Source organism: Pseudomonas sp. SWRI68 (assembly GCF_014269165.1).
GTDB lineage: Bacteria > Pseudomonadota > Gammaproteobacteria > Pseudomonadales > Pseudomonadaceae > Aquipseudomonas > Aquipseudomonas capeferrum.
Genome location: NZ_JABWRU010000018.1, coordinates 90,399 through 104,116, shown reverse-complemented (window position 1 = coordinate 104,116; position 13,718 = coordinate 90,399). Strand labels below are relative to the sequence as shown.

At 61.1% G+C, this 13,718-nt stretch carries 10 protein-coding genes; 6 read left to right on the top strand and 4 right to left on the bottom strand.

The window, feature by feature from the left end; translation table 11 throughout:
* From HU770_RS21575 to tssI, 4 genes are all read right to left on the bottom strand, one after another.
* A partial coding sequence (locus HU770_RS21575; RefSeq protein WP_186665460.1) for a hypothetical protein occupies positions 1-765 on the bottom strand: 765 nt, incomplete at its 3' end.
* Positions 765-3,437, bottom strand: a complete 2,673-nt coding sequence (locus HU770_RS21570; protein WP_186665458.1) for a T6SS effector BTH_I2691 family protein — start codon at positions 3,435-3,437, stop codon at positions 765-767. The genes HU770_RS21575 and HU770_RS21570, both read right to left, overlap by 1 nt.
* An 11-nt stretch (positions 3,438-3,448) precedes the next feature.
* Complete coding sequence (locus HU770_RS21565; RefSeq protein ID WP_186665456.1) at positions 3,449-4,327, bottom strand: DUF4123 domain-containing protein; 879 nt, start codon at positions 4,325-4,327, stop codon at positions 3,449-3,451.
* Entirely contained in the window at positions 4,327-6,501 is a 2,175-nt protein-coding gene (gene tssI / locus HU770_RS21560; RefSeq protein ID WP_186665454.1) for a type VI secretion system tip protein TssI/VgrG, read from the bottom strand. The genes HU770_RS21565 and tssI overlap by 1 nt, the downstream gene beginning before the upstream one ends.
* Positions 6,502-6,921: 420 nt before the next feature.
* Between tssI and HU770_RS21555 the strand changes: the two genes are divergently transcribed.
* The 6 genes from HU770_RS21555 to HU770_RS21530 all read left to right on the top strand — a co-directional run bounded on the left by HU770_RS21555 (position 6,922) and on the right by HU770_RS21530 (position 13,694).
* Positions 6,922-7,662, top strand: coding sequence for a gluconate 2-dehydrogenase subunit 3 family protein (locus HU770_RS21555; protein WP_186665446.1), 741 nt, complete (start codon positions 6,922-6,924; stop codon positions 7,660-7,662).
* 3 nt (positions 7,663-7,665) lie between these two features.
* On the top strand, positions 7,666-9,450 hold the full coding sequence (locus tag HU770_RS21550) for a GMC family oxidoreductase (RefSeq protein WP_186653491.1): 1,785 nt from the start codon (positions 7,666-7,668) through the stop codon (positions 9,448-9,450).
* 12 nt (positions 9,451-9,462) lie between these two features.
* Positions 9,463-10,755, top strand: a complete 1,293-nt coding sequence (locus HU770_RS21545; RefSeq protein WP_186665444.1) for a cytochrome c — start codon at positions 9,463-9,465, stop codon at positions 10,753-10,755.
* Positions 10,756-10,890: 135 nt separating this feature from the next.
* Positions 10,891-11,913, top strand: coding sequence for a LacI family DNA-binding transcriptional regulator (locus HU770_RS21540; RefSeq protein WP_186665442.1), 1,023 nt, complete (start codon positions 10,891-10,893; stop codon positions 11,911-11,913).
* 64 nt (positions 11,914-11,977) lie between these two features.
* Positions 11,978-12,751, top strand: coding sequence for an AP endonuclease (locus HU770_RS21535; protein WP_186653482.1), 774 nt, complete (start codon positions 11,978-11,980; stop codon positions 12,749-12,751).
* Positions 12,744-13,694, top strand: coding sequence for a sugar kinase (locus HU770_RS21530; protein WP_186665441.1), 951 nt, complete (start codon positions 12,744-12,746; stop codon positions 13,692-13,694). The genes HU770_RS21535 and HU770_RS21530 overlap by 8 nt, the downstream gene beginning before the upstream one ends.
* Positions 13,695-13,718 lie beyond the last annotated feature (24 nt).

The following is a 13,718-nucleotide window of genomic DNA, read 5'->3' as shown; positions in this document are numbered from 1 at the left end:
GCGGGGGCGGGGGACGGCGTGCGGGCCTTCTTCCATGTAGCGGCGGATGAATTCCCATTCATCACGGAGTTCACTGCCGCCCTGGCCTTGTTTGCCGAGTAGGGCGATTTCAATGTGGGGAAGGCTGGTGCGGCTGGGATGCCAGATCAGGCCAAGTCTCATTCCCACGCTGAGCGAGTCATCCTCTGGGTAGAGTCCTGTACTTCCGGTGGTTTTCCAGGGAAATGTTACGATGCCGCCGCAATAGCTTGGTCTATGCAGGTGGACCTGTTGTGTTATTCGGTTGAAGCGAATGAGCAGATGGCGGCTGGTCAGCATTTCCAGTCGGGTTAGATGTATGCCATATTTCGAATACAAGTAAAATATAGTGGCCGAGATAAATAACATTATAAGTGTGGTGAGTATCGTGATTAATGAGCGGCTTTCGTGATCGGTTATGTCCATCCATATAAAGCCAATGGTCATGATTGCAGACATAACGATGATCGGCGCAATCCCTCCAAGAGTCGCGAGCGTGATAAGACCACGTTTTTCTTCAGACCCTCCGCAGCGAATTTCCAGAAATGTCTCGTTAAAAGCGAAAACGGGACCTCTAGTATGAGGCGTTTCGCTTACGGATTGGAAATGCATCTCTTCTTCTAAGTCACGCTGGTAAAAATCTTGATCAGCACGTTTTTCCGCAGGAGTCATCTCTGCTTCGAGCGCGTCGCGTGCAGATTCAGACTGGGTTGCCATTCGCCAAAATCCCCATTCGATCAAATACATTATGAAACCTCCCTGAACGCTGAATGCAATGCTATTAATTCTTCCTGTTCTTCATAGGCATTTGAGCTTCTTCCAATGCGAAAGCTACTGCGCTTGCACCACTTTTCCAAGCTGTCGTCTTCAAACAAATAAATCAATATCGTTAGGGCTAGGCCTGCCCAGAAGGCACCTAAAACTAAGCGGGCAAGTACTAGGCGGGCGGTTTGCGTTCCTAGTGATTTGGCGAGTGATCCGGCGGCAGAGGCCAGCATCCTTACAAACTTAGTCCTAGCGTTACGGGATAAATGGTCAAAAAGTGGTTTGGCAATTGCGACGGCTGTTCCCAATTCAGCCAGTGTGAGTGTGATAGTCGCCGCCGCTCGTACAAAATAGGTAATAGCCAAGAGCTTGGAGTTTTTTTTGCTCTGTCCGATAGGTCCATCCAGACTATTCTTGAAATGCTCAGATGCATCCGCAAAATCCCACCACGCCAATACCAGCCCTCCTATCCCAGCCAACCCAGCCCCCCAAAGCTTCAATCTCCCCAACGTCGCCGCAGCGCCTCTCCCGGTCACGCTATTCGCGCCATACCTCACCACCACCTGATCCACATAACTAGCGCCAACTTCAAACCCGGCCGCAGCCGTGGTCATGGCCGCTGCCAGAATCTCGGTCTTCACCCGCGCATCACTGTCGGGCAGCTCTCGCGCCTTGAATGCCATCAGCATCCCTTCCAGTAGGCAAACCAACCCGGAGACACGCACTTTGTAGAAATCACTGCTGTTGGCCTGCATCAGCCCTTCAGCCCAGGCCTGATCCAGATAGCGTGCAACCTGAGCACCGCTGCGCTGTGCATTCAGTGGTTGCCCACTGCGAGCAGCGTCGCCCAGGCGAATGTCGACAGCCGTTTCATGCACCGATGCAAACAATGTCAGGCGCAGCCCATGGTGCAGGGCGCGGTCCATGCTGTTTGGTGACCCGGTACGCAGCACCTGCCGTCCCAGCGCGACGTACCAGGCATGCAAACCGATGCTGGCAGTGCTGTTCCTGCTCTGTAGCTCTTCATACAGGGTATTGATACGCCCGAAGGCATTCGCCGCAATGTGCGCTTGGCGGGCGAGCGCTTCACGCAACACGAACGATGTCTCTGCCGGCGGTTCGGCCTTGGCCGCTTCCTGCAACGCTGCTAGCGCTTCCCGGATGTCGTCCTGGTTATAGGTGATGCCGCGCATCGCCAGGTTGCAGCGGTCCGCCACATCGCTGCGCCACCAGTGGTCAAGGATGGCCGTGCCCAGTTCGCTGAGCTCCATGCCGATCACGCACTGGCCGGTCTGTTCGGCAAAGGCCAAGCCATTGATCAGGTCGGCGTTGTCGTAGCGGTCCAGCGTTTGTAGCAAACGCTCGCTTGTCACCCAGTGGGCATGGTCCTTGGCGCGGTCCTGTGCAGCCTGCTGGGCCTGCTGCATCGCCTGCTCGAAGCCTTCGAGCTGATCGTGCATGGCCTGGCGGTCGACCAGATGGCCGTATTTCTCGTCGAACTTCTTGCTGAATTCGCCAGCATCCTGACGGGTCTGGACCTTGGCGCGGACTTCGCGCTCGAACTGCGCGAGATGAGGTTTCATCTGTTCGTCATGCGCGTCGGCCTGTTGCCTTGCGCGTTCGGAAAACGCATAGAACTCCACGGGCGTGGCTGGCTGGTTGCGGATGGTCTCAGCCATGACCTGACGCTTGACGATCTGCTCAGCCACCATCTGCGGGTAGAGCTTTTCTATTTCCAGGAACGATTGCGCGACCAGCAATTTGCGCTCGTTGTCCACGCCAGGTTCCACGGTGCGCTGCAGCCATGTCGTCTTCACCTCGTCGACGGCTGCGTTGCGCCAGGCATTGAGCTCCTGAGTGATGCCGATGGCGTCTTCGATCACGATGGCGGCGCCACGGGGTTTGGTTTGATGCATAAGCGGCGCCAGGGCTTGCCGTGAGGCATGCGGCGATACGATCTGGTCGTTGTTGAATGGCTGCAGGTCCAGCAGCGCCTGCAGCTGTGCATCGTCTTGCGCCTTGAAGTCAGCCACCCAGCCCAGTTGATCGTGCTTGAGTACGTTTGGCTGAGGCGGTGCATCCGAAGGCTGGATGAAGCGGGCGATATCGATGGAGGGCAGGCTGTTGCGATACTCGTCTTCCAGCAGGCGGTAATTGTCGAGCATGCGCGGTGTGAGCGGGGAGGGGCTGAACAACGGGCGCAGTTCCTGGATGTCGTCCAGGTCGTAGAGGGTGATGGTCCAGCCGAAGGCGCTCAGGATGTCGTCCAGGTTGCCTGTGCTGGGGGCAGGCTCCCAAGGGGCGTCGGCGTTGATATACAGCAGTGAGCCATTGGGCGCTACACGGTACTGGCTGTGCCATTCGTAGGCCGGCGCGCTGTAGCGTTTGATCAGCAGGTAGAGAAAGCCTTCGCGCAGCGGGCGGATGGCATAGCTGGAGTGGGTCAGTTCACCCACATCCTGAAAGGGGCTGAGGTAGCCTGGCAACTTGGGCAAGCGGGCGCGCTGTGCCGAGTTGCCGCCGACAGCGGCATAGCGCAGGGGCAGCAGTTCGAAGCGGCGTGTGCAATCGGCGACAGGGCTGTTACGTAGTGCTGGGCGGTAGCCGGCTGTAACACGTCGGCACAGTTCGAGCGTTTGGGTGAGCGAGTCCATGGGGGTGTGCCTCAGGCCTTGATGCGCAGGTATTGCTGCACGTTGTCGATAAGCGCGGTCCGCTGCTCGCGTGTCGCAGCGATTGCTTCCTGCCAGGCCGGTGATGTGCTCAGCTGTTCACCGTCGCACGCCGTCATCAGTACATAGGTGATGAGGTCCTCCTCACGGTCCAGGCCTTGCTCACGTGCCTGATCGAGGTAGTGCTGGATCAGGCCAACCCGTGTGCCGTGGCAAGCAGCGGCCAAGGTGGGGCAGGACTGCTCGCCCTTCAGTACCTCGGCAAGTTGGTAGCTCAGTGGGTCTCCCGCCAATGCAGCCCAGCAGTTATCGTCCAGCGTGATGGGCGTGATGTGTGCAGGTGGCGCTTGGTTGCCGCCGGCTATCTTCAACCACAGTGTTTTGTGCGGGTCCGCCACGGGGGCCCACCAGTGATAGATAGGCGCCAACCACTCGCTGACCCCAGGCAACTGGCGGTGTGCAGCCAGCACGCCAAGGGCTGCAGCGGTGTGGTAGCGCATAAGGTACGCCTGGCCATCTGCACCGGTGACGATGTTGGCTTGGCTCAAGTGTCGGGCGAGCAGGCCAGGTGGCAACGCGCTGACTATCCAGCCGCATACCGCACCCACTGCGCCTTGTTCGAGCTGCCATTGAAAGTCGTATTGGGCTGAGACATCAGAACCAGGGCGCGAACCGAATAGCCAGGGCCCTACTGCTCGCAAGTTGCTGAATTGAGCTTGCTGCAACAGTGGCCAGCAGCGCCCCGAGTAATACTCGGTCAGCTCTTCACGAATTTGAGGTGAAAGATCGGCCATTTCGACAATGGCGCTCAGGCGATACCGATCGGAGGTTCTCAGTACCTCGACCAGTGCTCTGACGAAAGGGCTCGGCATCAGTGGGTGCCCCCCATGCGGATCATGTTGTGGCCATCCGCGATCGCTTTCAGCATGCAGCTGAGGCAAATGGGCTCGCCGGGCTCCGGTATACCGGCGGTCGACGTTGTACGTTGGCTGCCCACTGCCTGCTGGCTGACCGGCCCTCTGAACGCGAGTGCCACGCCATCCAACGTCACACCGGCCCCATCGATCCGCAGCAGCCCGCCCGGGCTTCTGATTGTGAGGCTCTCGCTGACCTGTATGTCGTACACCTTGGTGGTGTGCCGGATGGCTTCCCCGGTTTGCAATAGGTTATGACCTGCCACCACTTGTTCGAGGTGGCCACCGATCTCTACCGTGTGGTTGGCTTTGGTGAAGTCCTGGCGGTGATTGCCAACTTTTTCGATCCGGTCCTGCCCTGTGACGATGGTATGGGTTCGGCCGATTGAAAGGCTGTCGTCATTGCCAATTTCGTGTACGCGGTTTTGGCCAATGCTGAGTGACTCGTCTTGGGCGACATCTTCCCGGCGGTCCCGGCCAATCGAAATCGTTTCGTCTTGCTCCACGCGTTCGGCGCGATCGTTGCCGACCTGCGTGGTTTCGTTGTGCTTTACAACGTTGTTCTGGTCCCGTTCTGCGTGGATGAACACTTCTTGTCGGCCCAGTTCGTCTTCGAAGCGCAGCTCGTTGTAACCACCGCCCTTGTGGGTCTGGCTCTTGATGGTCATGCGCGTCTTGTGTTCGGGCAGGTCGTAGGGCGGAAGCTGATTGCCGCAGTAGGTACGGCCGGTGATCATCGGCTGGTCCGGGTCGGCGTTGACATACTGGATGATCACGTCCTGGCCGATACGCGGGATGGCCATCGAGCCCCAGCTACCACCGGCCCAGCCTTGCGAAACCCGCACCCAGCAGGAGCTGAATTCATTGTTCTCGCTCTCCCGGTCCCAGGGGAAGCTGACCTTGACCCGGCCCCACGAATCGCAATAGATCTCCTCGCCAGGCGGGCCGACGACGGTTGCCATATGTGGGCCGTCGATGCGCGGCTTGGCCAGCGGCGCCGGGCGCCACTCGGCTCTGCCCGGCACCAGCACTGCGGCCTGCGAGTAACGAGTACCTTGCTGGGCGCCCGCGGCTTCCTCCTGCAGGCTGGTGAACTGGGTACCTTCATGGTGCAAGTTGATCACACGCCAGTGCACGTTCAAGTCGTCCCGAGGGTGTTCGATCAGGGTGAAACTCAGCCCCGGTTGCAGGCGCACATCATCGCCTTCCACTTCGGCAATGCGGGCATCATGGCGCAGAGCGGTTATCCGGGTGGCTGTGAAGGGCACGCCGACAGCGTCACGCTTGTAGCGGCCGGGGTAGTCGAAATACTCGTACGCTGTAGATTGATGTTTCAGGTCACTGGCTTCTGCGCGATGCTCCTGCCGGTAGGCCGGGTTGGTGAAGGTGTAATCCCGTTGCACCTGGCGCGCAGTACGCACCTGCTCGCTGTAGCGCAACCGGTGCAGGCAAGGCATGGCCTGGTCCCCACCCCGGTTGGAACGGTACAGCACCTGGTTGGGGTCGATGTCGTCGTCATCGAAGCCTTCATCGTCGTCGCGCTGGATGACACCACGGCTGATCTGCCCCAGCCACAGCAAGCGGTCGGTGAAGAGCAGCATGTGTTGCTTCGGCGTGTGCTCGAAGCGGTAGACGAACCCTTCTTCGGCAGCCAGGCGGGCGATGAAAGCGAGATCGGTTTCACCGGCTTGCACGCAGAACTCGCGTACTTGATGCTCGCCGCTGCTGTTCAGCTGAAAATGAAGGATGCCTTGGCGCTTAAGCATGATTTCAAGTATTTGCGGCACAGTCTTCTGCTGGAAGATGCGCCAGTTGGAGCGCAGGCCGGCGCGCGCCAGCATGGGTTCGACCAAGGCGCGATAACGTGTGCGGCAAAAACCTGTGTCGCCTTGGCTGAAGGTGCTGACCAGGCCGTGCACGTAGCGCAGCGCGCGCTCCCCACGCCAAATGGTAAACAGCACAGGTTTGTCGAGCAGTTGGCCGAAGTCGACTTCATCGTCGAAGCTGATCAGCTCCAGGTTCAGCTGGTAGGGTGTACTTATCGCTTCGTTGAGTTCGAACGAAACCACTTCGAATTCACTCTGACCAGCCAGCGGCTGGAAGGTGAAGTAAAAGTCGGACTGGCTGGGCATGCGGATTCCCTCGAAAATCAGGCAGCGTCTGCAAAGGGTATGGGCCACCCGTGCGATCAGACATAAGCATTTAGCTGGAGCCTGAACACTAACGAGGAATCAGTTCACTGGAGAGTATTGAGCGTCCTAAACAGTTGTAGGAAGTTTCGTTTTTTACTTTGCTAGGAAACTATTGGTTGCGGCTAGAGAAGGCGGTGGGTGCTTTGAAGTGCCGGGTGTGAAAAACCTTGGCGAGCCACGGATTCCCGCAGCTGGGCTTTAGCTGTGGCCAAAAAGTCAAGCATGAAACCGGTTTCAAAACATTTCTGAAAGCGTTAGATTATTCGGCTGTCTTCTTGATGGCCTATCAAGATCCCCCCCCCCACATTGAACATCAGACGGTTCTTTTCGAGGCCGCCCCCAAGCCGATGAGGATTCGTAATGCCTGAACATGCCCCCGATAACCCACGCAGGAACTTCCTGCGCAAGACCTTGACCCTGATACCCGTCGTGACCGTGGCCAGCACGGGGTTGGGCGTGGGTGCCAGCCAGTTGCTTGCGGCCCCGCAGCACGCACCCAAAGTGCCTGCCACGCCGCCGGCGGGGCACTACCAGCCCACCTTTTTCACCGTCGAGGAGTGGGCGTTTCTGCAAGCCGCTGTTGCCCGTATCATCCCTGCCGATGAGCTTGGCCCTGGCGCGCTTGAGGCCGGCGCCGCCGAATTCATCGACCGCCAGATGAATACCCCGTATGCAACCGGCGCGCAGTGGTACATGCAGGGGCCGTTCAATGCCGACGCCGCCCCAGAATTGGGTTATCAGTTGCAACTCAGCCCGCAACAGATCTATCGCCTGGGCATCGCCGCCGTGGATGACTGGTGCAAAGCCAACTCCGGACACGTTTTTGCTGAGCAAGATAGCGCTACCCAGGACCGTGTTCTCGCCAAGGTGGAAGCCGGTGAGCTGGTTTTCGACGCGCTTCCGGCCAAGCTGTTTTTCAGCTTGCTGGTGCAGAACACCCGCGAAGGGTTCTTCTGCGACCCGGTTCACGGTGGCAACAAAGGCATGGTGGGCTGGACCCAGATCGGTTTCCCCGGTGCTCGGGCCGACTTCATGGACTGGGTCGAGCGCAATGAGCCGTACCCGTTTCCGGCGGTGTCCATCCGCGGCGAGAGGGCCTGAACCATGGCGAATGTGTTGAAGAAAGTTGATGCTGTGATCGTCGGTTTCGGCTGGGCCGGCGCGATCATGGCCAAGGAGCTTACCGAAGCAGGGCTGCAGGTCGTTGCTCTGGAACGTGGCCCGATGCAGGATACCTACCCCGAGGGCAGCTACCCGCAGGTGATCGATGAACTCACCTACAGCGTGCGCAAGAAGCTGTTCGTCGATGTGTCGAAAGAGACCGTCACCATCCGCCACAGCGTCAACGATGTCGCGTTGCCCAACCGCCAGCTGGGCGCGTTCTTGCCAGGCAAGGGCGTAGGTGGCGCGGGCCTGCACTGGTCTGGTGTGCATTTTCGGGTAGACCCGATCGAACTGCGCATGCGCAGCCACTACGAAGAGCGCTACGGCAAGGCGTTCATCCCCGAAGACATGACCATTCAGGACTTCGGCGTCACGTATCAGGAGCTTGAGCCGTACTTCGACTTTGCCGAGAAGGTCTTCGGCACCTCGGGCCAGGCCTGGACCGTCAACGGTACGGTGGTCGGCGCGGGGAAGGGCGGCAACCCCTATGCCGCTGATCGCTCCAGCCCGTTCCCGCTGCCCGCACAGAAGAACGTGGTGTCGGCAAAACTGTTTGAAAGGGCCGCGACCAGCCTGGGCTACAAACCGTACAACCTGCCTTCGGCCAATACCTCCGGGCCCTACACCAACCCCTACGGGGCGCAGATGGGGCCGTGCAATTTCTGCGGTTTCTGCAGTGGCTACGTCTGCTACATGTACTCCAAGGCCTCGCCCAACGTGAACATTCTGCCGGCGCTGCGCCAGGTACCGAATTTCGAGCTGCGCGCCAACGCCCATGTGTTGCGGGTGAACCTGGACGACAGCAAACGCAACGCCACCGGCGTGACCTACATCGACGCGCAAGGGCGGGAAGTGGAGCAGCCGGCGGACCTGGTCATCCTCGCGGCCTTCCAGTTCAACAACGTGCGCCTGATGCTGCTATCGGGCATCGGCAAACCGTACGACCCGGTCAAGAACGAAGGCGTGGTCGGGCGCAACTTCGCCTACCAGAACATGGGCACGGTCAAGGCGTTCTTCGACAAGGACACCTACACCAACAACTTCATCGGCGCCGGTGGCAACGGCATTGCGATCGATGACTTCAACGCAGATAACTTCGACCACGGGCCATATGGTTTCGTCGGCGGCTCGCCCATGTGGGTGAACCAGGCCGGCAGCCGCCCGATCGCCGGCATCGCCAACCCGCCCGGCACGCCCGCCTGGGGCAGCGCCTGGAAAAAGGCCACCGCCGACTACTACACCCACCAGGTGTCGATGGACGCACATGGCGCGCACCAGTCGTACCGGGGCAACTACCTGGACCTGGACCCAACTTACCGCGATGCCTTCGGCCAACCGTTGCTGCGCATGACCTTCGACTGGCAGGAAAACGACATCAAGATGAACCAGTTCATGGTCGACAAACTCAGCAAGGTCGCCCAGGCGATGAACCCCAAGTCCATTGCCGTGCTGGGCAAAAAGGTCAAGGAACACTTCAACACCGCCAGCTACCAGACCACTCACCTCAACGGCGGCGCGATCATGGGCACCGACCCCAAGACCAGCGCACTGAACCGTTACCTGCAGAGCTGGGACGTGCCCAACGTCTTCGTCCCGGGGGCGTCTGCGTTCCCGCAGGGGTTGGGTTACAACCCGACCGGGCTGGTGGCGGCCCTGACGTATTGGTCTGCCCGCGCGATCCGCGAGCAGTACCTGAAAAACCCTGGCCCACTGGTTCAGGCTTGAGGAGCGATGAGCATGAAGACAATGTTGATCGCAACGGCCCTGTGCGCTGCAAGCCTGACGGCTCATGCCGACAATACGCTGATCAAGCAGGGCGAATACCTGGCGCGCGCAGGTGACTGCGTGGCCTGCCACACGGCCAAAGGCGGCAAGCCGTTCGCAGGCGGGCTGCCCATGGAAACCCCCATCGGCACAGTGTACTCGACCAATATCACGGCTGACGCCAGCGGTATCGGCAATTACAGTTTTGAAGACTTTGACCAGGCCGTGCGCCATGGCGTTGGCAAGGACGGCAGCACCTTGTACCCCGCCATGCCGTACCCCTCGTATGCGCGCGTCAGCGATGACGACATGCGTGCGCTGTATGCCTACTTCATGCAGGGCGTCGAGCCGGTTGCCCAGCCCAATAAGGCGACGGATATTCCATGGCCGTTGAGCATGCGTTGGCCGTTGGCGATCTGGCGCGGGTTGTTCGCCCCAGAAGTTAAAGCCTGGCAGGCCTCGGCGGCTGCCGACCCGGTGGTCAATCGCGGCGCCTACCTGGTCGAGGGGCTTGGCCACTGCGGCGCCTGCCATACCCCGCGCGCCTTGACCATGCAGGAAAAGGCGCTGAGCCCGCAGGATGGCGAGCAGTTTCTGGCAGGTAGCGCCCCGCTTGAGGGCTGGATCGCCAAGAGCCTTCGCGGCGACCACAAGGATGGCCTGGGCAACTGGAGCGAAGCGCAACTGGTGCAGTTCCTCAAGACTGGCCGAAGCGAGCGCAGCGCCGTGTTCGGCGGCATGAGCGATGTGGTCGAGCACAGCATGCAGTACATGAGCGACGCAGACCTCACCGCCATTGCCCGTTACCTCAAGACGTTGCCCGCGAGCAATCCTGACGACAAGCCGCATGTGTATGACAAGCAGGTCGCACAAGCGCTTTGGAACGGCGATGACAGCAAGCCCGGCGCGTCGGTGTACATCGACAACTGCGCGGCCTGCCACCGTACCGATGGGCACGGCTATACCCGGGTATTCCCGGCGTTGGCCGGCAACCCGGTGCTGCAGACGGCCGATGCGACCTCGCTGATCCATGTGGTACTGGCCGGCGGCACGGTGCCTGCCACACACACGGCCCCGTCGAACTTGACCATGCCGGCGTTCGGTTGGCGGTTGAGTGACCAGGAAGTGGCGGATGTGGTCAGTTTCATACGCACCAGCTGGGGGAACCAAGGTGGGGCGGTGAAGGCGGGCGAGGTCGCCAAGTTGCGGACCGATGACATGAAGCATACGTCGGGGGATGACCTTGGGCAGGTGACAACCCATTAACCCTCAGGGGGCGCTCTGCGCCCTTGCGCTTTGGTCAAGGTAAATCCCGACGAACGGTAGGTGACTAAATGCGCCGGTTTTGATGTATTGAAACCGGTTTCATACCGTCACCGACAATAACCACAAGGGACACCGATGACCGACATGCTTGCCAATACCCGTGAGCGGGTGACCATCAGCGAAGTAGCCCGTGTCGCCGGCGTATCCAAAGCCACCGTCTCGCGCTACATCGGGGGTGATCGCCAGTTGCTGGCCGAGGCCACCGCCAAGCGCCTGGCAGAGGTCATCGAGCGCCTTGGCTATCGCCCCAACCAGATGGCCAGGGGCCTGAAGCGCGGGCAGACCCGGCTGATCGGCATGTTGGTGGCGGACATCCTCAACCCTTATTCGGTGGCGGTGATGCATGCCGTCGAAACCGCCTGCCGCCAGCACGGCTACAGCCTGGTGGTGTGCAACACCAACCGCGACGACGAGCAGGAGCGCCATCACCTGGTGGCCCTGCAGTCTTACAACGTCGAGGGGTTGATCGTGAACACCCTCGGCCATCATCCCGGCGAACTGCTCAACCTGCAGCGCGAAATCCCCATGGTCCTTGTCGACCGTCAATTACCTGAACTCAAGGTCGACCTGGTCGGGCTGGACAATGCCGATGCCGTCGAACAAGCCCTGGACCACCTGCAGGCGCAGGGCTATCGCGACATTCTGGCAGTCACCGAACCCCTCGACGGCACCAGCTCGCGTGTTGAGCGGGTGCAGGCGTTCGGTGCGTCCATCAGCCGGCGTTCAGGGATGCGCCACCAGGTGCTGGAAGTCACCCCAGGCCTGGGAGCCGGCCTGGCTTCGTTTCTTGCGGCCAGCGGCCATGGCCCGCAGGCCATCTTCACCTGCAACGGCGTGGCCACGCTGGCCGTTACCCGCGCCCTGCACGACTCGGGTTGCAGCTTGTTCGAGGACGTCGGCCTGATCGCCCTCGACGAACTGGACTGGTACCCCTTGGTCGGTAGCGGCATCACCGCATTGGCCCAGCCCACTGAGCGAATCGGCGTGGCCGCCTTCAACTGCCTGCTCGACCGCCTGCGCGGTGAAAGCGCGGCACCCCGACGTATCGACTTCAAAGCCGACCTGATCATCCGAGGCTCAACACATTCACGCGAATGAACCACAGGCACGTGGCGGTTAGGCCGTGCTGAAAAATGAAACCGGTTTCATAAGGACAATAACAATGCGCTCGAACCCCGTTTCCATCAGTCTTTCCAGCTACGGCGCCACCTTGGTACGCCAGCGCGGCCAGGCGCACTTTCTGGGCTTGCTGGCCGCCGCAGGCGTTGCCCGTGTCGAATTGCGCGAAGAGCTGTTCGACAGTGCGCCGGACACCGCCGCGCTGGCCAACGCCATCGCCGCGTCAAAGCTCGAATGCCTATACTCGACACCCCTTGAACTGTGGACCGAGCAAGGCCTGCCCGATGCCCGGCTGACACAGAAACTGGCGTTGGCGCGCGCACTAGGCGCGGTGGCGTTGAAGGTGTCCCTGGGGCACTACAACGACCGCTGCGATGTGGGGGCGTTGGCAACGTTGTTACCTCACGACGGCCCTGTGTTGTTGGTCGAAAACGACCAGACCGAGCAGGGCGGGCGCATCGAGCCGATGCGCCGGTTCTTCCAGCGCGCCGACGACCTTGGCCTGGCGCTGGGCATGACCTTCGACATCGGTAACTGGCAATGGCAAGCGCAATCGGCGCAGCAAGCGGCCCGCACGCTTGGGCGCTGGGTGCGTTATGTGCACTGCAAGGCGGTCGAACGCAAGCCTGACGGCCGGCTGGCCGCAGTGCCCCCGCAAGTTGAAGACCTGCTGGCCTGGGAGGCCTTGCTGGGCGAGTTCACGCCCGGTGTGGTGCGTGCGGTGGAATACCCCTTGGTCAGCGACGATTTGCTGACATTGACCCGTGCTCAGGTCGCCGCCCTGTCCAAACTGGGCGAGGAGGTGAGCCATGCATGAGCATGACGTGCTGTGCTTTGGCGAGACCATGGCCATGTTCGTGGCCGAGCAGACCGGCGACCTGGCGCAGGTCGGGCAGTTCGGCAAGCGTATCGCTGGTGCCGACAGCAACGTGGCGATCGGCCTGTCGCGCCTCGGCTTCAAGGTCCGCTGGCTGAGCCGCGTTGGCGACGACTCGCTAGGCCGCTTCGTTCTCGACAGCCTGCGCCGCGAAGGGCTGGACTGCACTGATGTCGAAGTCGACTGCAAACACCCCACCGGCTTTCAGCTCAAGGCCCGCTGCGAGGATGGCAGCGACCCCGCCGTGGAGTACTTCCGCGGCCACTCCGCTGCCAGCCTGCTATCGCCGACCCAGGTCCGCCCGCATTGGCTGCAGGCCCGGCATCTGCACGCCACCGGCATCCCCTTGGCGCTTTCGACCGGATGCAGGGCGTTGTCCCACACGCTGGTGGACGCCATGCGCGCGGCCGGGCGCAGCATTTCGTTCGACCCCAACCTGCGCCCCTCGCTGTGGCCAGACCGCACGTGCATGGTCCGCGAGATCAACGCCCTGGCTGTCAAGGCCGACTGGGTGCTGCCCGGCCTGGAGGAGGGGCGCCTGCTGACTGGCCAGCACACCCCGGCGGACATCGCCGCGTTCTACCTCGACAAAGGGGTGGAGCTGGTGGTGATCAAACTGGGTGATGAGGGCGCCTATTTTCGCACCGGCAGATGCGAGGGCCAGGTGGCTGCGGTGCCGGTGGCCAAGGTGGTGGACACCGTCGGCGCCGGTGACGCCTTTGCCGTCGGTGTACTCAGTGCCTTGCTCGAAGGCCGCGAACTGCCGCAGGCGGTGGCACGCGGCAACTGGTGTGGCAGCCGCGCCGTGCAGTCGCGCGGCGATATGGAAGGCTTGCCGCTGCGCCGCGAACTGGAGGAGCACGACCTGCGCAGGCGCGCCTGACGGCCTGATCCCGAACCCTTGGTA

Excerpts from the sequence above, each read along its gene's own strand:
- HU770_RS21570 (WP_186665458.1), bottom strand. The coding sequence starts at position 3,437 with ATGGACTCGCTCACCCAAACGCTCGAACTGTGCCGACGTGTTACAGCC.
- tssI (WP_186665454.1), bottom strand. The coding sequence starts at position 6,501 with ATGCCCAGCCAGTCCGACTTTTACTTCACCTTCCAGCCGCTGGCTGGT.
- HU770_RS21550 (WP_186653491.1), top strand. The coding sequence starts at position 7,666 with ATGGCGAATGTGTTGAAGAAAGTTGATGCTGTGATCGTCGGTTTCGGC.
- HU770_RS21540 (WP_186665442.1), top strand. The coding sequence starts at position 10,891 with ATGACCGACATGCTTGCCAATACCCGTGAGCGGGTGACCATCAGCGAA.
- HU770_RS21555 (WP_186665446.1), top strand. The coding sequence starts at position 6,922 with ATGCCTGAACATGCCCCCGATAACCCACGCAGGAACTTCCTGCGCAAG.
- HU770_RS21530 (WP_186665441.1), top strand. The coding sequence starts at position 12,744 with ATGCATGAGCATGACGTGCTGTGCTTTGGCGAGACCATGGCCATGTTC.
- HU770_RS21545 (WP_186665444.1), top strand. The coding sequence starts at position 9,463 with ATGAAGACAATGTTGATCGCAACGGCCCTGTGCGCTGCAAGCCTGACG.
- HU770_RS21535 (WP_186653482.1), top strand. The coding sequence starts at position 11,978 with ATGCGCTCGAACCCCGTTTCCATCAGTCTTTCCAGCTACGGCGCCACC.
- HU770_RS21565 (WP_186665456.1), bottom strand. The coding sequence starts at position 4,327 with ATGCCGAGCCCTTTCGTCAGAGCACTGGTCGAGGTACTGAGAACCTCC.